The following is a 23246-nucleotide window of genomic DNA, read 5'->3' as shown; positions in this document are numbered from 1 at the left end:
AAGAAGTACTTCATAATGAAGCAAGAAAGTTTACTACTTACAACAGCAGAGGCTGCTAAATTACTAGGCATGCAACCACAGACACTTCGTCGCTGGGCTGTATATGAAAATGGCCCCATTGTTCCAAAAAGGCATGGTCGTTTACTTCGTTGGAACCGTAATGAAATTCTAAAGTTTGCTGGTGAAATTAAGTAACTGAATTATCCTATCCCCTCGTAAATTTTTTAAATTAAAAAAATCTGCTTATAAATCTAAAGCAGATTGAGGGGGTTTTTGTCTAATTTTTAGGTTTATATAAATGCAAAAAAATAAAACCTTTGCCAATAATCATAATTTCGATGAATGTGCAATTGGCAAAAGTGTAGAACAAAAGTCTTTATTAGTAGAGATGCAACCATTTTTTGTGCAGAAAAATGATGCCGAAGATCATGTTTATCTTACAATCAATGACTTTAAAACAAAGAGTACACAGGTAGCCTGCGATACTAATCCCGTACTTGTAAAATTTAATATTGCTACTGCTCATCTATTTTTTGAGTTTAGAGAAAATTCATATTTAGATAAAGACAATGCAAAGTTCGACTATGAAGGATTTGTGGCAGTTGATTTATATAGTAAGAATGGGCAACTTTGTGGTGTTCTTGCTTTTGGCAGGCAAAAAGGATTATTTAAATCAACGCAATTTAGCAGCTACGTTGTTGGAACAAACGGCATTGCTGTATTTAATAAAAACTCAGCAAATGCAAAAGTAAATTACTGTACGAACAGAATCGATGTTGCACTAAAAATAGCTCAGTGTGGTGAGCGTGTGGCATGGGCGGATAATGTAGATGATTGTGTCACATTCTTTTTAAATACCACAAATAACAGCCCTATTGGGATTGATGCTTCACAAAATAATTCTAAGGCCTTGAAATTGTTTAATTCTGATGTGATCTTAAAGGCAAAAAATAAGATAGACCTACAAAGCTATCTCCAACAGTTATACACTGATTTTACTAAACAGTATGGGGTTGTGGAGGAAGATCCTCAAGTTGATAAGACCGTAATAGATACAATTAACATCGTAAATATGAATGATATTCCTGCCTTGCCAATTCTATGGTTATGGCCTAGGTGGTTACCATTGGGCAAGATGACAATTTTGGCTGGTGCTGGTGGGTGTGGTAAAACAAATCTATCACTTGCATTAATTGCAACCATTACAACAGGCGGATTTTTTCCAGATGGCCTACGATGTGAAAATCCAGGGAAAGTCTTAATCTACTCAACAGAAGATGATCCAGCAGACACATTAAAACCTCGGTTAATTGCAAATGATGCAGATATTAGCAAAGTATCTTTCATTGCTGGACGAACAAATCATGAAGGTAAATTAGAACCATTTGATCCAGCGAAAGATTTTCCTAAAATTGAAAAGTATATAAAGGATAATCCAGATCTTAAGTTATTAATGATTGATCCCATCATCTCTGCTGTAAGCGGGGATATGAATAAAGCAAACGATGTAAGAAGGTCCTTACAGCCTTTAGTTGATTTGGCTAATCAATATAATTTTGCAATTTTGGGCATCACTCATTTTGCCAAAGGTAGTGTAAATAATAATCCGGCTGACAGAATTTTAGGCTCTCAAGCGTTCAGTGCATTGGCACGTATGGCTTGGACAGCTGCTCGGCGAGAAACTGAGGGTGATTATATTTTCGTACGAGCAAAAAGTAATATTTCTACTTTAGATGGCGGAATTCGTTATGATCTTGAGTCTATGATAGTTGAAAATATTATTGAAACTACAAAAACAACTTGGTTGGGTGTGATTGATGGGGCTGCTAAGGAGCTGTTAAATACTGCAGAGTTAAGTGGGTGTGAAAATAATTCTGTAGTTGATACAGCAAAAGAGTTCTTGATTGAGTTGTTAAGTACTGTTGATAAAATGTCTTCTAAAGATGTTCAAGCTCAAGCTAAGGAAGCGGGTTTTAGTTTAGCATCAATTCGTCGCGCACAAGAAAGGTTAAATATCAAGCCATTCAGGCCTCACGGCGAAAAAAGTTGGTTTTGGTCATTGCCCAAAATTCATAAATTAGACGAGCCCAGCAATTTTTAATCCCAAATTCATCCATTGAACAATATGATCAAGTTGGACGATATGGGGGTAAATAATTGAAATATATTAATATTCATATTGCTCAAAATAAATAAGTATGAGCAATATGATTATCAAGTTGAAATGCTATATAAATCATTAGGTTATATTTAATTTGTTCGTGTTGCTCAACTTGCTCAAATAGATGTTTGATAGTTCACTCTGCAACTAAATTCAGCCCAAAGCTCTTATTAAATCCATATTTTTCAAAATATTGATTATCCATGAAGTATGCAACCGCTTCATAAGTATTAAGATGTTGAACTACGTCTAGCTGACTACAAAATCTCGGATTAAATTGAAGCTGTAACGCCGTAGTTTCAATAATTTTTGTTGCAATCATTTTAGAAATTTGACGTACATTTAAATTTCGAATTGCTGGATGGATAGAAACAGGGATATGGCTCGGTGAGCTGCTCATAAGAGACTCCTAAAGTGAATTTACTTCAATGGTCGGTTATGAAAGAATGCAAAGGTAAAACGTCGAAATTTTACATCTTTCATGTCAGTGCTTTGATATGAAACGCATGAGTGCTTTATTGTCGAGATAAGGCACTCATGCACATACAATATGATTCATATAAATTCTCTCCTTTAATTATCTTTTTAATATGTCTTTTTGTCGAAATAGACAATAAACTACTGTCAATATATATATGCAAACTTGTCTAAATAGTCAAGTTTTTATTGTCGATTTATGGTGTTTTATGTTGATTGAGATGGATTCTGAGCTATTTTGTAAAAGGCTCAAAGAAATAAGAACACAAAGAAAAATGACACAGCAAGATATCGCGGACAAAACAGGTATTCCTTCAACTTCAATTTCGCATATTGAAGCTGGCTCTCGAAAGCCGTCTTTAGAAAATTTTTATAAGCTCATTGTTGTTCTGAATGTGTCTGGTGATTATCTCTTAGGACGAACAGATCAGTATTCAGATTTAGGTACTGACCCAATTTCAAAATCAATCCAAGGTTTACCAGAGTCTGAAAGAGAGATGATTCAGAAATTCATTTTATCTTTGCAAAAAGCATAACTTAAAAAATAATTGCTCAAGATATTGAGCAGATCAGATTTATAGATTGATTTGGAAAAATTATGAACCTTACTGAATTAAAACAGTTGGAAGATCAACTTTGGTCAGCGGCAGATAGTCTGCGTGCAAATACAGATTTGAAACCGAATGAGTATTCCACTCCAGTACTTGGCTTAATTTTCTTGAAATTCGCAGATAACAAATACGGCGCAGCGGAAGAAGCGATTTTAAAAGAGTTTAATGAGCTTAAAGGCACACGCCGTGAAAAGTCTCTGTCAGAAATTGCCGTTAAACATTGTGGTTTCTATTTGCCGGATAATGCCCGTTATAACTACTTACTCGAACTTCCTGAAAGTGAAGATTTAGCATCAAAAATCAAAGAAGCGATGCAGGCGATTGAAGATCATCAAGGTCAAGAAGATTTTAAAGATGTCTTGCCTAAAAATGATTATCAGGCATTTAATCGCTTAGCTCAAAGTAAACAGGCTTTAAAAGCTTTGGTTCGTAGTTTTTCAAATATTCCTTCTGATGCTTCAGGGGATGTGTTTGGTAAGATTTACGAATACTTCTTAGGTAAGTTTGCTTTGTCTGAAGGTCAAAAAGGTGGTGAATTCTTTACACCAACTTCAGTTGTTCGATTGATGGTTGAAATGATCGAACCGTATAACGGCTCTGTATATGATCCTGCCTGTGGTTCGGGTGGTATGTTTGTTCAGTCTTTACAATTTGTAGAGCGCCGTAAAGAGCTGAGCAAAAAGCTAGGTGAAGCTGAGACAAACAATAGCTTATTTGTCTACGGTCAAGAAAAGACGCTTGATACGGGTAAACTTGCCAAAATGAACTTGTTTGTAAATGGTCTAAAAGGTGATATTCGACAAGCAAACTCTTATGCAGAAGATCCGTTTAAGGGCTTTGAAAAGTTTGACTACATCATGGCGAATCCACCATTTAACGTGGATGATGTGGCACTAGCGACTGTTGAAAAAGATCCTCGTTTTAATACCTATGGTTTACCTCGTAACAAAACCAAAACTAAAAAAGCAGATGATAATGCCAAGACTGAAACAGTTCCTAATGCGAACTATCTTTGGATTAACTTATTTGCTACTTCATTGAAGAATGCCGAGCAAGCGAAGTTATCTAATAGTGGTCGTGCAGCGTTAGTTATGCCTAACTCAGCTTCAGATGCACGTAATTCCGAAGCTGATGTACGTCAGACATTAATCGAGAATAATTTGATTTATGGCATGCTAACTTTGCCATCAAATATGTTCTATACAGTCACACTGCCTGCAACCTTATGGTTCTTTGATAAAAATAAAACAGACGACAAAATTTTGTTTATTGATGCACGCAACATCTTTAGACAAATTGATAAAACACATCGTGACTTCACTGATGAACAGATCTTTAATATTGCCATGATTAGCAAACTGCATAAGGGGCGGAATCATGAATATATTAGTTTGGTAGATGACTACTTTAGACAAGGAATGGCAAAGCTTGAAGCTACTGTGCCACATGTTGAGCCGAGCTTTAACAAGCTCAAAGAAGCTTTAAAAGATGATGCAACCATTATTAAAAGTGTTGATGCACTCAATGAACATTGGCATGCGCTTAAACCACTTAAAGAAAGCTTTGATGCTTATATGAAAACTTTCCCTCAAGTAGTCACAAAGGGTTTAGTGAAAAATCTAAATGAAGCTCAAAAGACCTTACGAGCAAGTTTTACGCCGTTCTTTAAAGCGATTGCTGATGAAGCTAAAGTTTTAGATAAAGCGATTCGTGAAAAAGAAAAAGCACACAATGAGCTAGTGAAACTGACTCGTGCTGAAGTTGCTGAGGCAAAGACAAATGGTAACAAAGATATTTTAAAAGTTAAGGATGCAAAGCTTAAAGTTTTAAATGCTTTATCAGCAGATATTAAAGAGGTGAAATTCTTACTTGCCAATATTAAAACTGACCGAAGTGAAGCTGAGTATTTCTTTAATCATATTTCATGGTTGCAAGAGCGTTTCCCAAATGCGGTATATGAAGATGTAACAGGTCTTTGTAAGTTGGCAACACCTGAAGAGGTAAAAGAGCAAGATTACTCTTTAAATGCTGGACGTTATGTTGGAGTTGTAATTGAAGAAGATGGGCGAACAGAAGAAGAATTTTTAGACTATCTCACTTCATTGAATGAGGAGTTTAAACAACTAAATGAACAAGTGTTAAATCTAGAAAAAGTTATTAGTCAGAACTTAAATTCAATCATTACAGGAGCTGTATAAATGATGGAATGGCAAGTAAAGACTATAAAAGATTTGGGTAAAGTGGTAACAGGAAAAACTCCATCTAAAGAAAATGATGAATTTTACAAGGATGGAGAGTTGCCATTTGTTTCACCTAAAGATTTAGACTGGAACAGTTATTATGTTTATGACACCCAAACTAAAGTCACTGATAAGGCTTATGATTCTCAAAAAAATCAAAGAGTTCCTAAGAATTCTGTATTTTATACGAGTTTAAGTTTTGCAATCGGTAAAATAGGGATAGCATCAAGAGAAAGCTTAACAAATCAACAAATTCATTCAATTGTTGTGAATGATAAGCATGATTACAAGTTTGTGTATTATCTTCTACAGCAATATAGACCATATATTTTCTGCTTCAACTCAGGGATTGATACGCCTATTGTTCCTAAATCAGTGTTTGAAAAAATTAATGTTGTAGTACCTGATTTAGAAGTCCAAAAGAAAATAGCGGCAATTCTTTCAGCATACGATGAACTAATTGAAAACAATAAAAAACGTATCCAAATTTTAGAAAATATGGCTGAAGAGTTATATAAAGAATGGTTTGTACGTTTTCGGTTTCCGAATTGGGAAAATACTGAGTTTGAAAAAGGGATTCCAAAAGATTGGAATACTTTAAAAATGTCAGAGATAGTGGGCTACTACATAGGTGGTGGTTGGGGAGAGGAAGAACAAAATCTTGATTTTTCGGAAGAAGCATATGTAATTAGAGGAACAGATATTCCCAAAATTAATGGAATGCATTTTTCTGAAAAGGTTTTAAGATTTCACAAGCCATCAAATCTTAAATCTAGACTGCTTCAAGCATATGATTTAATTTTTGAAGTATCAGGTGGTAGTAAGGATCAATTATTAGGGCGTAATTTGATGATTACACCTAATTTGCTTCAGATTTTCGAAAATAAAGTAATTTGCGCAAGTTTTTGTAAATTGATTAGATTTAACCTAGATAAAGTTAATCCTTTCTTTATGAAATACTTTATGAAACTTTATTATAAATATGATTTAGTTGGGCTTTATCAGGTTCAATCGACTGGTATTAGTAATTATCAATTTGAAAGTTTTTTAAAGCATCAAACTATTCAAGTTCCAACTAAGTCTTTGACAGATCAATTTGAAAAAGTTGTTAAACCTTTAGTTGAGCAAATGGAAAATTTAGGGCTTCAAAATGAAATGTTAGTTTCTACAAGGAATAGTCTTTTACCTCGTTTAATTTCAGAAAAACTATCTGTGGAAGACTTAGATATATATTTTCCACCATCGATGCAAGACCAGTAAGTAATAAAAAAATAGAGTGATTTAGAGGGATATAGGGGATTAATTGTGGCAAAAGTAACACGTAACTTTATAAGTGAAGACGATATTGAACAAGCAACGATTGCACTGTTAAAGACTGAATTTCAGTATGAGCATCTAAACTGCTATACCGCAGATTCAAGTGATTTAAATGATGGTTCAGGTCGTGCAAGCAAGAAAGATGTCATCTTAAAAGAGCGTGTTATTGCCAAATGCGTACAATTTAATCCCCAAGTTCCTTTAGTTACTATCGAAACTGCTGTCTCGAAATTGATGGGTCGCCGTGGCTCTATGTCGGCTATTAAAGCCAATATGGAGCTGTATTCAGAGATTCGTAATGGCGCTTCGATTACTTACGAAGATTCCTATGGCGAGAAACATGAAAATGAATCTCTGAAACTGATTGATTTTGAAAATCCTGAAAACAACGAGTTTTTGGTGGTTTCTCAGTTATGGATTCAATCGACAGGACGTACGCCATATTGCGCTTATCGCCGTCCAGACTTAATTCTCTATGTAAACGGTTTACCACTGGTATTTATTGAACTTAAAAATTCAAATGTAAAACTTAAAAATGCGTTCGATGAAAACCTAAAAAATTATAAAAATGATATTCCACAGCTATTTTTAACCAATGTTTTTTGTGTGCTTTCAAATGCGACAGACACCAAGCTTGGAAGCTTTACGGCTGAATGGGAGCATTTTTTTAATTGGCTACGGGTAGACCAAGAAAAGGAAAAGGTGAATAAAGAAGAGATCGAAGAGCAAGGTACAAGTATTGAATACTTGCTTCATGGTCTATGTCGTCCTGAAAGATTATTGGATTATGTCGAAAATTTTATTTTATTCCAAAATGAAAAACATAAAATTATTGCCCAAAACCATCAGTTTTTAGGGGTAAATCATGCCTTCCAAAACTTCTTGAAACGTGATGAGTTGAAAGGTCGCCTTGGGGTGTTTTGGCACACACAAGGTTCGGGTAAAAGTTTCTCAATGATTTTTTACGTCAGAAAGATTTATCGTAAAGTCACCGGTAATTTTAGTTTTGTCGTGATTACCGACCGAGAAGATCTAGATAATCAGATTTATAAAAATTTCATTTATACACAAGCCGTCACAGAGGCTGAGGCTGCTCAACCGAAAAATAGTACTCATCTTCGAACCTTGCTGAGTCAAAATACCAAGATTGTATTTACCTTAATTCAAAAATTTAGATACGAAAAAGGTCAAGAGTATCCACAGCTATTCGATCCTTCTGAACGTGAAGTCATTGTTATTGTTGATGAGGCGCATCGTACCCAATATGAATCATTAGCAGAGAATATGCGTAAAGGCTTAGACGGCGCTCATTTTCTTGCTTTTACAGGTACACCCATTCTAAAACAAAAGAAGACCAAGCAGTGGTTTGGTGAATACGTTTCTGAATATACCTTCCAACAGGCCATTGAAGATAAGGCAACATTACCGCTTTTCTATGAAAAGCGAGTACCTGAGGTGTTACTGCAAAATGACGATCTCAATGAAGAGCTCGCTGAAATATTAGAAGATGAAGAGTTAAATGATGCTCAAAAAGAAAAGCTAGAGCGTAAGTTTTCAACTGAGCTAGAAGTCATTAAGCGAGATGATCGTCTAGATCGTATCGCTGAAGATATTGTTTACCATTTCCCACACCGTGGGTATTTGGGTAAAGGTATGATGGTTGCGGTGGATCAATTCACAGCAGTACGTATGTTCGACAAGGTTTCAAAACTTTGGAAGGAAGAACAAAAAAATCTACAAACTCGAATTCATAATTCTAAAAATGATATTGAAAAACACCGTTTGAAACAGCGCCAAAAATATATGAGTACCGTACAAATGGCGGTAGTGATTAGTGATCCAAGTTCGGAAAAAGAGCGCTTTGATAAACAGGGTCTAGACATCCAGCCACATATTGATCGTCTCAGTAAACTCGATGTCAATGGGGCTGATATTGAGGATAACTTTAAAAATCCAGAGCATCCATTACAACTTGTCTTCGTGTGTGCAATGTGGCTTACAGGCTTTGATGCGCCAACTGTTTCAACCCTGTATTTAGATAAGCCTATGAAAGGCCATACGTTGATGCAAACGATTGCTCGTGCTAACCGAGTGACTTCCTACCGCATTAAGAATACAGAGGGTGAACTTGTAGAGAAAAGAAATGGTGAAGTCATTGATTATTACAACGTATTCAGGAATCTAAAAACAGCCTTAAAAGATTATGGTCAAGGCACCGGAGAAGATGGTGAAACAGATGCTCCAGTACAAGATAAAACAGTGCTTTTCCAAATGTTGGATGAAGCGATTACTAAGACTCTAGAATATTGCGAGTCTAAAGACATTGATCTGAATCAAATCCTAGAAACTCGTAATGAGACCGGCGGTACGTTTAAAGAGAATGCTTTATTTGAGCAATATGCAGATCAATTATTAGAAAAAGACGAGTATCGTAAAACCTTTAATGTTCATTTTAATACAGTCGCAGCTTTATATGAGGCATGTAAACCGAATATATTGGCAAAACCTAGACCAATTGTGTCAGTGATTCAATTCCTCCATGGTTTTATTGAAGCGATGATTGAGCGTCAGGATTTGGATGAATCTGGTACTTCAGTTTCCGATTTATTGGATAGAAGCGTAGTCGTCAATGAAGACACTGTGAAGACTGTTAAAGATTTTAAAGAAAGCTATAGCTTGATTCATGGACAAAAATGGGATTTAAGTACTGTAGATTTTGACAAGCTAAAAGAACAGTTTAAAGAAACCAAGCATAAAAATATTGCTATTGCTGATATGCGTGCCTTTCTTGAAAAGAAAATCATTCAAATGCTTAAGCAAAATGGTGGTCGTATTAACTTTGCAGAACGTTATCAGCAGATGGTTGATCGTTATAACTCTGGTGCTACGGCGACTGAGCAATTGTTTGACGAACTTCAGAAATTTACAAAAGGTCTTAAAGAAGAAGATCAACGTCATATCAGAGAAGGTCTAACTGAAGACGAGTTAGAAATCTATGATCTGCTCTTAAAAGACAAACTAACGAAAGATGAGCAGCAGCAAGTGAAGCTGGCAGCTAAAGACCTAATCAGTGCTTTGTTAAATACAACTCCAAAAGTTCTAGTGCAAGATTGGTGGAAGGATGTTCAGACTCAAGCAGTTGTTAAAGATGAAATTGAGAAAGTATTGGATAAAGACTTACCAATAAGTTATGACCAGATTCAATTTAAAGAAAAGGTTTCAACAGTATTCGAGTTGGTTAAAACTTTAGCTATGAATGATGATAAGTGGGTGAGTTAAAAGGACTTATAAGATGAATATTAAAGAGGATATGGGTTTAGTAAATAAGATTTTTGAGAAGATGCCACTTATATTGAATTTGGTGAGATAGATCGTAAATACACATGATATTACTCATATTTAAATATTGAGCAGTATAAAAGTTAAATAGCATAGATAGAGCTTTATGAAAAAAAATGAAGAGTCACTGGATATCGCAGGGCAGAGTATTTCTTATTTTCAGGGTGCATGGAACCAAGTACAGGGTGATGCTTTAAACCAAGCTTTGAGTGAGTATAGTAAAGGGATAAAAGATGCAATATCTTATAAAAATGGGGGATTTACCAGTCAAACAATTGATGTTCAGCAAGGTTTTGCATCGGAAGCACATCATGCCGGCTCATTTAATATTGAAGCTGCAGCTAAGGGGCATAATAATCATCGGGCTACACTAGATGTTGGAATGCATAACGATCCTGTCGCAGATATCCATGTAGTAACGCCAGATGGTACAACGAAACATCAAGTTAAATTTTATAAAGATGGTGAAAAGACAGCAGGTGCACTATCACCAGAAAAATACGATGGTGTTGGTAAAATTGTACCAAAAGATCAGGTTGACTCTGTAAAAGCGGCGTCACGTAAACAGGCACTGAGAAATAAAGAAATACGTCCTGAAGTATCTAAGAGTTATCAGGATACTGCTGATAATGCGACAGATAAACTAACATCGAGTGATGGTAAAGTGTCCAGCACAGGTCTGAACCGAAAGGGTGAAGGTAGTGCTGAAGAATTGGTACAGGAAACTAAAAAAAATCAAGAAGGGCCTGAATACAAAGATAAGCAGCGAGTACGTTCTGAGTTTAACGCAATGCAATATCGTAATGCAGCAAAGGCAGGGGCGATTGGTGGTGCTGTTAGTGAATCAGCAACGATCTTGCTAGAAGTTTTGCGTAGCGATGATCCTTTAACGATGGATCAATGTATGGAGATAGCACAGCGTATTGTAGCTAGCTCAGTCAAAGGGGCTGGTAATGCATTGTTGGTCACTAGTATTCAGCATGCAGGCCAAGCCATGGTTGATGCGGCAACTCAGCAAACGGGTAAGGCGATAGGGCAAACAATCGGTAAGCAACTTGTTAAAGGCAACGTTGCAGCCGCCGTAGCCCAAATTACATTTCAGCTAGCTCAAAACATCTATAAGTTTTCAAAAGGTGAAATTGACAATCTTCAATTTGCTTCATCCACGATTGGTGGGGCTGTACAGGTTGTTGGTAGTAGTTTGGCATTTAGCTTAGGAGTGGGTGCGAGCTCTTACCTTGGTGCTGTTATACCAGCAGCAATATCTGGTTATGCAATTGGGGGAACTACTTTAGGTGCATTAGGTGTAATGGCTTGTGGCACTGTATTTGCGATTGGCTTTGCTGTTGCAGCTGGCGCATATGTTAATCATTTCTCATCCAAGGGTATCGCGATTGCCAATACTGATCTGAAATCTGCTCTTGAATTGCTAAATGGTGGACAAATCGATCTCACCACTTATGTAGGTAAAGTTGGAAAGCTATCAGAGCTAACTTTTAGTTGGAGCGACATACTACCTTTGAGTGGTGCTATATCTGTAATTTCTGAATATAGGGTTCGTAAAAATCAATTGCATGCTGTTCAAAGTAGTATATATGCCCAGCTTGATGCATTGCCTGAACAAGAGCGTGCAATGATGGAAGAATTAGCTAAGCAATATGAAAATGCGATTACAGCCATCGATCTACAGTATGAAGAAGCTAGAGCGAGCATAACAGAGCAAGCATTTGATCAGTTTGATGCAATGAGTAAAGATCTCAATCAACATCTTGAAATTCAATATTTAATGTTTACATCTGTACGCAAGAGCTATATCGAGTATACCGAGTTAATGGATATTGAGCTACGTAAGCAACAACAAGATCAACAACGTTCAGAAGCTTTTTCAGATGAACTTGAAGATCTACAAAAGAAAATTAAAGATTTGACTATCTCGGATCAAACAGATGCCGCTATAAAGCAAATGATGCAACAAACGATTCTCACACGTATGGAAATACTTATTCCCCATAGGACTGGCTGGGATCTAGCCTGTGAATTTTTAGAAATGCAATAAGGGGGAATTATGATTAAAGCTTTTGTTCATTGGTGGGCTAGCTCAAAGTTGGAAAAAGAAGAGGCCCGTACTAAATCTCTAATTCGTGAGTTAGATCGTGAAAAAGAGGCTGTAAAACAGCGACTTCAAGTTAAAAAAAGAGACTATTCGGAGAAGATAAAATCTCATCAAGAGAAGAGAAATATAGAGCTTAAAGAACATATTGAGTTTATGAATCAACAATTAACTATTACAACTGGTTATTTGCCTAAACTTAATAATTTTCAAGATTTGATGTTTTGTTGTGTGGATTCATGGATGTATATGGATATCTACCAACAAGAGCTAAATATCCTTTCAAAAAAAATGAATAATTTATTTTCCACAATTAATTTACTTGATGCGTATATGTTTGAGCTAAAGAAGCTCTCTCAGAGCCAGGAAAGACACGCATGGAGAGAATTAACAGCCAATCGTGAGCTTACAGTTAAAAATAATTTTATTTTAAAAACGAATGAACGTATTGAGCGTACTTCTAAATCTAACTACGAAGAGTTTAAAAATGAGCTTAGACGTCTTCAAAGTCATCGTAGTGTGCTTTTAAAGCAAGCTAATGAGCTGCGTGCAGAATATAGCGATTTATCTGTAAAGAAGAAAGAGGCTAAAGAAGAGCATGAAAATAATAAAAATACTTTAAAAAAAGAATATGAGCTATGTGTTGAGAAGTGGAATTATATTTCTAAAGGTTTTGAAGCTTATTATGCCTTTAAAGATTGTGATCTTGAATACGTTAATATGTGGATGCGACATCTTCGTGAAGGTGGGACATTAAAAGAGATCACACAAGTCCTTCGTATCGCAAACTCAGCTGTAGATGATGCCAATCGTGACTTTAATGATATTAAAGAAGAATTCAAATTGTATAAAGATTTGGTAAAAATTGCACATGATACTAAGGTGTATTCAGATAGCTTTTCTAGTGATAAAGCAAAGCGTGATCAATTAAAAAAAAGGCATGACGAAGCTTATAATAAAAGACAAGAACTTAAAGCAGCTCGTTCTTTTTTATATGATCGACGCAACGAACTACTTGGTTATATTGAACGCATTAAACCTTTCCATCCAGATACTATGATAGATACTTTATATGAAATGCTAGCATTAGATCATAAATCAGAAGCTTGGTTTATCTTTGGAATTAATACCACCAAACAAAAAATTAGACATTGGGAGAATAAACAAAAACAAAAGAGGAGTGAAAAATATGTCTAAAGTCGAATTACAGCTTTATTGGAGACACTTTGCTATTGAGGAAGCTGTCTTTGCAGTCACGAAAGCAGTGATGAGTGGATATAACACCAAAGATAAACTTCTTTCTGTATTACCTCAGTTCTCACTTCATAGAATTGCTTTAGCTATCGATCTCCTGATCACAGCAGATATGTTGGAAAATAATCTTGGTGAACTCACTATCCATACAGATATGAATATTATCTTTGAATTGCTGAACAATAAATTTGAGTTGCCTTTATCTATTGATGAGATACAGACTCCAGGTATACGCCGTTTACTTCTTAATAAATTGGGCTGTAAAAATCCTGCAGGGGTAGAAATGCTTCTAAATACAAAATTCGTCGAGGCATAAATGGGGCTACATAATTCTCAATTGTCCGTTGAAGCTAAACAGGCAATTGACTTTATTGATCACATTGATCATTGGTTGGAATATCTTACAGAGTTGCTTGTTAATGTTGATCGGGCTACTAGAACCAAGCTTGAGCGTCAAATACGGTGCTTGTTAGGTTTCCGTGCAGGCACCAATTGTAATATCAATCATAATCGAATCCTGCATTATTATTACAACAATAACGCCGTTGATGGGGATAAGCTTTTTACTTTAATGAATGATCAATCTAATATTGATGTTAATAAAAGAAACAATAAACAAGGTTCAAATGCACAAGAAAAAATTGATGAGTTTATTGCTGAATTTCAAGCACGTGAATGCTCGTCTATGTCTATTTGTGCAACTCAACCAATACAGAAAAGCTATGAACCAAATGATGCTGCATTTAAGTTAATTCAAAAAGCTTTGGCAAGTGAAGATCTTTTTTTTATCCAAGGTCCACCAGGAACGGGAAAGACGACAGCAATTGTAGAGATAATTCTGCAACTAATTAAGGCTAAACCCAATGCTCGAATTTTGATTAGTTCTGAAACACATGTGGCTGTCGATAATGCAATAGATCGTCTGTCGAATGAAATTGGTCAAGAGCTTATAAAATCAATTTTACGATATCCAAAATTTAGTATTACTGAATTCGAATCTGAAAAAGCTCGAGAGGCAGATGCTCTGACACGGGCAGATACTCTTTGGCATCAGGCTTATGGCGTAGCTCCAGAACTGACTATGGAATTATGGAATGAGCTAAATGCCTCTAAAACCAATAATGATGACGATGTTGTATCCATTGCTCGTTGGCAAGCACGGAATTTAGCAGAAATGCACCAAGTGATAGGTGTTACGTGTAATCAGATCGACCATTTGATGGATAGTGAAAGTCAGACGTTTGATTTAGCAATCGTTGATGAATGTTCCAAGGCAACTATGCCTGAATGGCTTATGGCTATGAGTGTTGCTAAGAAATGTATTTTGGTGGGGGACCATAAACAATTACTTCCTACCTTTTGTACAGAAGAGTCTGAAGTTCTGGAAAAAATGGATGCACAAAAGGAATGTTTAATTCGTAATGGTGTAATTGACCGCTTATTTGATAACTTGCCAACTAATATGAAAGGAACATTAGGAAAGCAATTTCGGATGCTTCCACACATTGGCCAATTTATCTCTGAGCATTTTTATAAAGGTGAGTTAGATCATTATAGAAAGGAAACTAATCATGAATTTCAGGATTTTGGTTGGCTAACTTATAAGTCTCCGGGATATCGAGTACCAGCACAAAGAGGTAAAGAAAAGAAAATCTTGATCAATGAATTTGAGATAGACATTATCTTGAAAAAATTGACTGAAATGAGTAACCGCTTAAAAAATAATTCAGTAAAGAGAAAGATTAGTGTAGCACTGATTACACCGTACCGTGCTCAATGCAAAGCTTTACGTCAAGCATTAAAGAAATGTGATTATGGGGAACTACTTGCAGTAGAGGTTGATACTGTTGATGCATTTCAAGGACGTCAAGCTGATGTTGTTTTCTTCTCGTTTGTACGTAACATTGGGCCTGCAACTTTTTATGCTGATGACCGTCGTATTAACGTAGCGATTTCACGAGCTCGTGACGCAGTGTATTTGGTGGGTGATATAAAGTATATCTCTAGTAAGCGTTTACCTGTACTTGATGCCCTCGTCAAACTACCTATCTTGAATACTGATAGCTGAATACTGTAATTAAGCTAGTTAAAAGTGTGCTAAGCATCTTAGTACTAAAGCTCTTTTACATATGGCTTGATTAATTAATTTTGTTGAAAAAGTAGATATAAAATGATTGAAAGTGAAAAACTATTCGTTGGTAAAGTTTTTGAAAAATGGTACAGAGTACCTGAGTATCAAAGACCATATGTTTGGGGTAAGGATCAAATAGCTGAGTTTTTACAGGATTTGTGTGATGCAATGAATCGTGATGAAAATTCTCAGTATTTTTTAGGATCAATGGTTTTACAAAAGAAAACTTTGGAAAAAAACAATACTCATTATGATGAGTATGATGTTCTGGATGGGCAACAACGATTAACTACACTTTTTCTACTTATTGCTGTAATTCGCGATTTAACTAGTGATAAGGATTGTTTTGAAACATGTAAAGAAATTATTTTTCAAAAGAAAAATACATTTAAAAATATTCCTGAACGATTGAGAATAGTTTTCGATATTAGGCAGGAGGTGAAAGATTTTATTAATACTTATGTGAAGGATGATGGCACCACACGTAAGCTTAACTCATCACTCATTCAGGGTTATGGTAAAGACACAGATCTTTCTGTAATCAATATGTCGAAAAATATTGTCCAAATACGAGAGTTTTTTGAACATAATCAAAATTTTGATCAGTTTGTTAAATTCTTACTTAATAATGTTTTGATGATTTATGTCGGATCAGAAGAGTTGGATGATGCTTTTAGACTATTTACAGTCATGAATAATCGCGGTGTTAAACTTCGTAGTAGCGATATTTTAAAAGCAAGTAACTTGGCTCTCGTCTCGGATGATGAAAGAGTTAAAGCTGCAAAAAATTGGGAAGAAGCCGAAAATTATTTTGGTGAGGATTTTGATGAGTTTTTATCTCATCTACGTTCTATTTTAGTTAAAAAGAAAGCCACTGTTAGTCTTCTGAAAGAATATGAGGACAATATTTATGCACCCAAAGAGTATGATCGATCAAATAAAATTACTAAAAATTTACCTCCTTTGTTAAATAAGGGTATCGATACTTTTAACTTCGTTGATAAATACAGAAAGCATTACATAGAAATTTTTGATAATCACCATTATGAACTATCAAAAAGCTTTGAATTGAATAACTTACTTATCATGATGAAAGCAGGATTTGAGTCAGATTTCTGGATTGCGCCGTTATTAAAGTATTACGATAAATTTGGTAATCATGAATTAATCGATTTTGTAAAATCATTAGACAATGCGTTTGCTTATGATTGGTTGATAGGTTTGACCCCCACAAGCCGAATAGAAAATGTAAATCATTGGATGGAAACTATAGATTCTAAAACTAGTGAAGAAGTTATTGCATTATTGAAAGAACATATAGATCAAACAGAATTAGCTCATGAATTAGATAAGAAAATTTATGGTAGGAGAGCTGCTAAATATCTTATGCTTAAATTGGACTGTATCTTGCATGGTCATACTACTAAATTAGATTTCCCAAGTACCATTAGTATTGAGCATATTCTTCCTCAAACACCTAAGGTTGATAGCCAATGGTTACACGATTTTACTGAGGAGGAGAGGGATTATGCTAAAGACAGACTGGGTAATTTAGTATTACTGTCGAGACGAAAAAACTCTTCTCAAAATAACCGAGATTACGCTGATAAAAAGCAAAAATATTTCCAAGGAAATATTGAATTATTCAGTAATTCAATAAGAATTTTTCAGCAATACGCCACTTGGACTGTGACTGATTTTAGTAAAAATCATGCTTATGTGAAAACTAAATTACTAGAGCATTTTGCAGCTTAAGTATCAGGCAGTACCCTAACTAAATAAAGTTAGGGTACTGCCTTGTTTATTTAGTGTTGATAAATTAGTCCTTTTGCTTGATTCGCTTTGAAGAAGTCAGCGATGTCATTTAAAAAAATACGGCGTCCCTCATCTGCTTTTACATAGCTTTGTTCCAATTGAGCGCCGTGCTTTAGCATAAGATCGACAGCATAAGCATTATCTTTTTCAACAGCTAACATGAAGGGGGTATAGCCTTTAATTGGATGCTGAACTGTGCTTTGATTTGGATCGGCACCATATTGTAAAAGTAATTCAAAAATCTCGTATGCATCGCAAACTTTTTTGTCTCCAAGAGACATTTTTTTCACCTCTTCAAATAAGGCCTTTCTCGGATCACTGTTTGGTAGGCTTTGAAGTTGTTTGTAGCTTTCGATATCACTGCCTCCGTTAGAATGACGTTTAATCGAATCTGCATGATATTTATCATTGGCTTGTTCAACTTTATGACCATTCAATATGCCAATCACACCTAAATTCTGGTAAAGCATGGAAATACCATAAAGACCTGTATTATTAGAATTAGCCCCATTTTCCAATAAGAGTTTTACCAGTTTTGGTAGATTTTTCTCAACAGCGAGGTTTAAGGGGCAGGTCTGCTTTTTTGCTGTGCGTTCATTTAAAAGCTCTTTATCAAAACCACATTTGAATACATATTGGATGAATGCGTATGTTTCATCTGATTTAGCTGTAATGTGGTTTAATGCCAATAGCACAATACTGTCGTTATTTGAAGTTAAAGCATTTATGTTGGCACCAGCTTCAATGAGCTTTCTAGCCGTAGAAAAATCTCCGATAGCGACAAAGTAGTGAAGTTGAGGCCATTTACGTCTTTGTTCAATATCAATGTAAATGCTTGCATTCACTTTTTTAAAGTCAGGGCTAATATCCATAGGAACTGCAAGGCTGCCGATTTTTGGAATTAATTTTTTAATTTCCGTACCTTTGTCGCTAAAAGTATCGGCAGTAAAATATTTAAAGAATCCAACCAGGGTTGCCTCTTTTTCCCATTCTTCAAAAACAAAGTCAGTTTTAAAGCGGTCAGGGCGCTCGATTGGGTCAAAGATTCCAACTTTAAGGTCAAATAGGATCGCTAAATTTGAAATCTTTCCAATGAGTTTATTTTGGCTTTCCACAAGTGAAGTAATGCAAAGTATCTCATTCAGCAGTACTTCTAAGTAACGCATATCACGATATAACAAACCATCTAAGCACAGTTTATATTCAGTGAGTGCTTCTTTAAATTGATATTGATATACCAAATTAATTGCTTTAGCCCAATGTATATATGGAAGAAGATGACCGACTTCTTGGTGCTCAGTAAGGTACTTATCTATTTGGTTTACCATCAATGTATTTAGTTGAAAAGTTGTCTCACCTGTTGAGCTATAGACCATTGATGCTAAACGAGCATCGGTTTGATCAATACGTTTAACATGCGTTTTATCAAAAAATACTTGAGTTAGTTTTTGATATGAAAGAGGGATTTCCATCAAAAAAGGAAAATGTGTTTGTGCATTGGCAATAGCCATCGCTCTAAATGTAAGTGCTTGGGTGTCATGTTGCGAAATACGATGAGACTTCAATTTTTGGTTGTGTTGTTCGGCTAAAAACTGGATAAAGTTTCCATGTTGCAAGGAGAACCCATATTTAATTTTTAAGGCTTGTAGTAATCGCGAAAAACACAACAGCTCATAATGTGCCTGCGATGCTTCTGTATCGGTCAAAAATAGGCGTTTTAAGGTCGACGGCGTAGGTAATGCATCTGGGCGACCAAATTTACTAATGTAATTTTTGTCATCAGGACTTAATACGTCACTTTTCCAAAAATGAGCAAAGTTCTCATCATTATTTTTTAGATAACTTAAGCTTTCTTGAATAAAGTTTTCGCCTTTCCAGTGCTTAGTGATACCCATTTGTGTAATGCAAAAGGTTATGAGTTGATGAAGAGATGGAACTAAGTAATTCGACCATAGTGAAGTTCGAATAGAATCAACATTCATCAATGCAGTTAAGCGAGCATGTATTAGCATTGCATTATAGCGGTCTAAAACATTACGTTTAAGCAATGTTATGAATTGTAAATCTGTGCGATCAGAAAATTCTTTTGGGCATAACTGATCTAAAAATAAGTCTACATCATAGTGTGAAGTGAATAGTTTGTTTGATGAACCATCTAAGTGTTTAGAGTTCGTCTCTGAGAGTTGGCTTTTGGTATCCGTGTGACTAAATAAATCACGAACAATTTCTATAGTTGTTGGAAAGGTATTCTTTGGCATTGTAAAGCTCTTCGTATGTCTGTTTTAAAGTTTAAATAAGCTTTTCGGTCACTAGGTGTACCTGGTATCGTAATCTTTTGTGATTGATTTACAAGCAAAAAATCATGTTTTTTGCCAGGTCTAAAAGATGCGATACCATCCTTGATAAGCTGCCGAATAAATTTGTTCAGTTCTTTGTCATTACTGTACTTTTTCATCGGTAATCCTGGATTAAGGGGATTGCTCCCCTTAATAATTACTTGGCATTACCACGACCACCACCTGATGGGCGACCTGTTGTGCTTGGCCAATTACCACCAGGACCAGGATGAGATGACGGTGGGCGGTTATATTGAGTTTTCATGAAATGAATCCTTTGAAATCATAGCGAATTTGCTATGATTTCAAAGATAGCTAAGTATGATTTTTTATTCTTCTGAGAGAATGGCGTTTTAATTTTTAAAACTTAATCTTAGCCTGTTCCAAAACCCAATTCTCATATTTTTGCAGATGCCCTCTAAGCATATCCATAGGCCGATAAGTATAATGTTTTTCCGCTAGAGCACTTGGTTTATGTCCAGAAATCTGTGCTGTGACACCTACAGGAATATCTACCCATTCCGCCAATGACTTAAATGAACGTCTAAGGCCATGAATTGTTAACTGAATATCTATTTCATTACAGATTTTCTTAAATTCTTTGTATGGATTGACGATGTATCCCGTCGCAGAGGTATTGCTACTAAATATATAAGATGAATCGCTTATTTTTTCTATGTCACGTAATAGCTTTTCAACATACTTAGTCATTGGAATGGTACGACCACTATCTTCAACTTTGTCTTTCAGTTGAATGGTCTTCCACCTAAAATCCAAGTCATCCCACTTAAGTGAAAGGAATTCATCTTTACGAGCACCAGTCAATAAACAACACATATAAAATGTGGCTAGTGCCTTATTTTGAGATTTGAGGACAGTAGAAAACCATATTTCCAGCTGTTCTTTTAGAAGGCAATCTTTTCTTGCTTGAATTGGTTTTACTTTAGATCTTACTTTTTTAGATTTAATGGCATTTGCAGGGGCTATTCCTTGGAATCTATCATCTTCTTCACACCAATTTAAAAAGGCTCTAACGAGACGGAAAGCTTTACTAGCTGAGGTTTCTCGGTAACTATTATTTTGAAGCCAGTCAGAAAAATAGTTGTTATCAAGGTTTGAGAGCTTTTCTTCTAACAATTCAAAAATAGGCTGAGGTTTATAGTTAAATTTTTTGATTTCATCAAAACCGCCTTTTGATAGCAATAAATGGTCAAGATAGGTGCGTTCTCTCCATCTTTCTTTATTTTCTTCAAGATAAATATTCCAAGCTTCTTTGAATAAAGTTTCTTTTCGTTTTTCAGTCTTAAGATATTCTTGGTCGGATTTAATACGTTTATCTTTTTCAACTTTGGGGTCGATCCCTTGTATACACATTACAGCAAGCTCTTTAGCTTTTTCACGGGCATCGGTTAACCGCCAATCTTTTATGTTTCCTATAGTGATACGTCGAGTTGTTGATCCTATACGGCCTTGAAAGATGTAAGTCTTTTTATTATTAGGAGTTACTTTCACTCCAAAACCGCTAGTCGAGCTATCCCAATAAAAAGATGGCTTAGAATCAGATATACATTCTAGTTTTTCAATAAGTGGTTTTGTAAAATTCATGCCATTAACCTAAAAAAGTAAGCAATTAGTAAGCGTATTAAAGATACTATAAGCAACCTTAAGGGCCAATAGTTGAAAAAGAAAGTTTTGTATCTTATTGTATATATGTATATTTGTGGTTTTTAACTTATAGTGTGTAAGGTGGGTTGTAGAACTCATAATCCGTTGGTCGACAGTTCAAGTCTGTCTGGGCCCACCATATAAAAAAACCACTTACGTGTACTAGGGCGTGTCCTCATTTGAAGAATTGGTTTTAAATACTTAAAATCCTGCTTTAAGCTCTTTTCATTTCTATATTTTTTCAATGGCACGTACTCTTCTCACCGATGATATTTGGCAGCAAATTCAAGATACTATGCGATTACACGGTTGTTACTGTTCAAAAAACAGTAGAAATATCATGGAAGCCATTTTATGGAAACTACGTACGGGTGCGACATGGCGTGATATTCCTCAAGAACTTTGCCCTTGGCAAACTGCTTACAATCGCTTTAATCGCTGGGCAAGTAAGGGATTATGGGATAAATTTTTTTTAGATTACGAGGCATTCTGGATCAGGAATGGGTATTCATTGATGGAAGCTACATACGCGTGCATCAACATGCAAGTGGAGCTCGGCATGGTTTCGAAAGAGCAATTGGACAATCACGCGGTGGACGAACAACAAAAATACATCTTGCAACCGACGCGAATGGATTACCGATTGATTTTAAAATCACTGGGGGTGACGTCCACGACAGTCAAGTTGCAAAACAACTGATTGATATTGTAGGCGAGGCAACTTATCTTATTGCTGACAAGGGGTATGATGCTAAGCACATTAGAATATGTGCCAACAAGAACAAGAACAAGAATATGATTCCCATTATTCCATTGAGATCAAACAGTAAGAGATCAAATAAGGAATTTGATAAATATCTATATAAATTAAGACATTTAGTTGAAAATGCTTTTGCGAGATTAAAACATTTCCGTGCTATTGCAACTCGATTTGATAAACTAGCACGCAATTATAAATCTATGATCCGTATAGCCTGCATATTTATTTGGTGCAAAGCCAAATGAGGACATGCCCTAAAAAAGAATGAGATAACTTACTCAAAACGCTTTACTCCAAAATCACTTTCAACCTTATCTAGTGAGAATTTTACTTTCCTATAGGTTTTTTCTGATAAAAAGTTAGTTATATGGCGAATATAAGTCATAAAATACCTGATGTTCGCTATATAGCTAATATTATGGTTGGGAGTGAAGTAATATGGCTTCTAGAAAAGAAATAGGGCAAGCAATATGCTCTGCAAGAAAAAAGCTAGGCTATACACAAAAAGTAGTTTCAGAAAAATCAGGAGTCCATAAAACAACAATTTCTGAAATGGAAAACGGTCGTTTCACCGGCTCTTTTGATTTGTTTGAAAAAGTACTTAATTGTGTAGAGTTACAATTTCAGGTTGTGCCAAAAATGCGTAAATTTCCGCACTGGGATGAAATTGAATCTTTATTTAAAGAAGATGATGAATAAGGCAACCTGTTTAGAAAGTTTCAAATCTATTGTCTTGAAGCTAATTCAAGTTTTCGTGAGCAGTACTGATAAATATTTGGTGGTGTTTCAAAATGTATGCTGCTCATTTTAACACCACCTTAACACTGTATATACAAAAAATTATCAATAAAAAGATCAGAAATAACAATTAATTGAGTTTTTATTAAATATTTCTACAGAAATTACCCTTTATTAGACATAAATCTCCGTTTTTTATACTATCTTTAATCATTATATTCACATTTTTTAATCAGTAATTTTACATAATATTTACATATTCTTGGTAAAAAACTTAACTTAAAATAGGTTT

17 protein-coding genes are annotated in these 23246 nt (G+C 35.4%); 13 read left to right on the top strand and 4 right to left on the bottom strand.

Annotated elements, in window-relative coordinates:
• Positions 1–15: 15 nt before the first annotated feature.
• Both B9T38_RS00200 and B9T38_RS00195 read left to right on the top strand, forming a co-directional pair.
• Positions 16–195, top strand: coding sequence for a helix-turn-helix domain-containing protein (locus B9T38_RS00200; RefSeq protein WP_086194891.1), 180 nt, complete (start codon positions 16–18; stop codon positions 193–195).
• Between the two features lie 103 nt (positions 196–298).
• A complete protein-coding gene (locus B9T38_RS00195) occupies positions 299–2101 on the top strand; it encodes an AAA family ATPase (protein WP_086194890.1) in 1803 nt (600 codons plus the stop codon).
• 196 nt (positions 2102–2297) lie between these two features.
• Here the strand turns inward: B9T38_RS00195 and B9T38_RS00190 are convergent, their stop codons facing one another.
• A complete protein-coding gene (locus tag B9T38_RS00190) occupies positions 2298–2561 on the bottom strand; it encodes a hypothetical protein (protein ID WP_086194889.1) in 264 nt (87 codons plus the stop codon).
• A 286-nt stretch (positions 2562–2847) separates the two neighbouring features.
• On the opposite strand from B9T38_RS00190, the gene B9T38_RS00185 reads away from it, so the two are divergent.
• The 9 genes from B9T38_RS00185 to B9T38_RS00145 all read left to right on the top strand — a co-directional run bounded on the left by B9T38_RS00185 (position 2848) and on the right by B9T38_RS00145 (position 17395).
• Positions 2848–3174, top strand: coding sequence for a helix-turn-helix domain-containing protein (locus B9T38_RS00185; protein WP_086194888.1), 327 nt, complete (start codon positions 2848–2850; stop codon positions 3172–3174).
• Between the two features lie 62 nt (positions 3175–3236).
• A complete protein-coding gene (locus B9T38_RS00180) occupies positions 3237–5447 on the top strand; it encodes a type I restriction-modification system subunit M (RefSeq protein WP_086194887.1) in 2211 nt (736 codons plus the stop codon).
• The gene (locus tag B9T38_RS00175) at positions 5448–6749 is read left to right on the top strand and encodes a restriction endonuclease subunit S (RefSeq protein ID WP_086194886.1); all 1302 of its coding nucleotides are present in this window, start codon (positions 5448–5450) and stop codon (positions 6747–6749) included.
• 45 nt (positions 6750–6794) lie between these two features.
• The gene (locus B9T38_RS00170) at positions 6795–10085 is read left to right on the top strand and encodes a type I restriction endonuclease subunit R (RefSeq protein WP_086194885.1); all 3291 of its coding nucleotides are present in this window, start codon (positions 6795–6797) and stop codon (positions 10083–10085) included.
• A gap of 166 nt (positions 10086–10251) precedes the next feature.
• A complete protein-coding gene (locus B9T38_RS00165; RefSeq protein ID WP_086194884.1) occupies positions 10252–12201 on the top strand; it encodes a hypothetical protein in 1950 nt (649 codons plus the stop codon).
• A 9-nt stretch (positions 12202–12210) separates the two neighbouring features.
• Entirely contained in the window at positions 12211–13452 is a 1242-nt protein-coding gene (locus tag B9T38_RS00160) for a hypothetical protein (protein ID WP_086194883.1), read from the top strand.
• Entirely contained in the window at positions 13445–13825 is a 381-nt protein-coding gene (locus B9T38_RS00155; RefSeq protein ID WP_086194882.1) for a hypothetical protein, read from the top strand. The genes B9T38_RS00160 and B9T38_RS00155 overlap by 8 nt, the downstream gene beginning before the upstream one ends.
• Positions 13826–15577 (top strand): AAA domain-containing protein, encoded by a 1752-nt coding sequence (locus B9T38_RS00150; protein WP_086194881.1) that lies wholly within the window; start codon positions 13826–13828, stop codon positions 15575–15577.
• A gap of 102 nt (positions 15578–15679) precedes the next feature.
• Positions 15680–17395: a DUF262 domain-containing protein gene (locus B9T38_RS00145; protein ID WP_086194880.1), complete on the top strand. Its 1716-nt coding sequence runs from the start codon at positions 15680–15682 to the stop codon at positions 17393–17395.
• Positions 17396–17445: 50 nt separating this feature from the next.
• On the opposite strand, the gene B9T38_RS00140 is transcribed toward B9T38_RS00145, so the two are convergent.
• From B9T38_RS00140 to B9T38_RS00130, 3 genes are all read right to left on the bottom strand, one after another.
• Positions 17446–19713: an ankyrin repeat domain-containing protein gene (locus B9T38_RS00140; protein WP_086194879.1), complete on the bottom strand. Its 2268-nt coding sequence runs from the start codon at positions 19711–19713 to the stop codon at positions 17446–17448.
• A complete protein-coding gene (locus tag B9T38_RS00135; protein WP_086194878.1) occupies positions 19683–19910 on the bottom strand; it encodes a hypothetical protein in 228 nt (75 codons plus the stop codon). Before B9T38_RS00135 ends, B9T38_RS00140 begins: the two co-directional genes overlap by 31 nt.
• Before the next feature lie 241 nt (positions 19911–20151).
• The gene (locus B9T38_RS00130) at positions 20152–21396 is read right to left on the bottom strand and encodes a tyrosine-type recombinase/integrase (protein ID WP_086194877.1); all 1245 of its coding nucleotides are present in this window, start codon (positions 21394–21396) and stop codon (positions 20152–20154) included.
• Positions 21397–21700: 304 nt separating this feature from the next.
• On the opposite strand from B9T38_RS00130, the gene B9T38_RS00125 reads away from it, so the two are divergent.
• Both B9T38_RS00125 and B9T38_RS00120 read left to right on the top strand, forming a co-directional pair.
• Positions 21701–22461 (top strand): IS5 family transposase gene (locus B9T38_RS00125; RefSeq protein WP_502687111.1). Its coding sequence is split into 2 segments (ribosomal slippage): positions 21701–21935 and positions 21935–22461, totalling 762 coding nucleotides; the frame shifts between segments, so codons are not numbered across the junction.
• 193 nt (positions 22462–22654) lie between these two features.
• Positions 22655–22915 (top strand): helix-turn-helix domain-containing protein, encoded by a 261-nt coding sequence (locus B9T38_RS00120; RefSeq protein ID WP_086194876.1) that lies wholly within the window; start codon positions 22655–22657, stop codon positions 22913–22915.
• Positions 22916–23246: the final 331 nt, after the last annotated feature.

The organism is Acinetobacter sp. ANC 4218 (assembly GCF_002135245.1).
GTDB lineage: Bacteria > Pseudomonadota > Gammaproteobacteria > Pseudomonadales > Moraxellaceae > Acinetobacter.
This window is presented reverse-complemented; position numbering and strand designations above follow the sequence as displayed.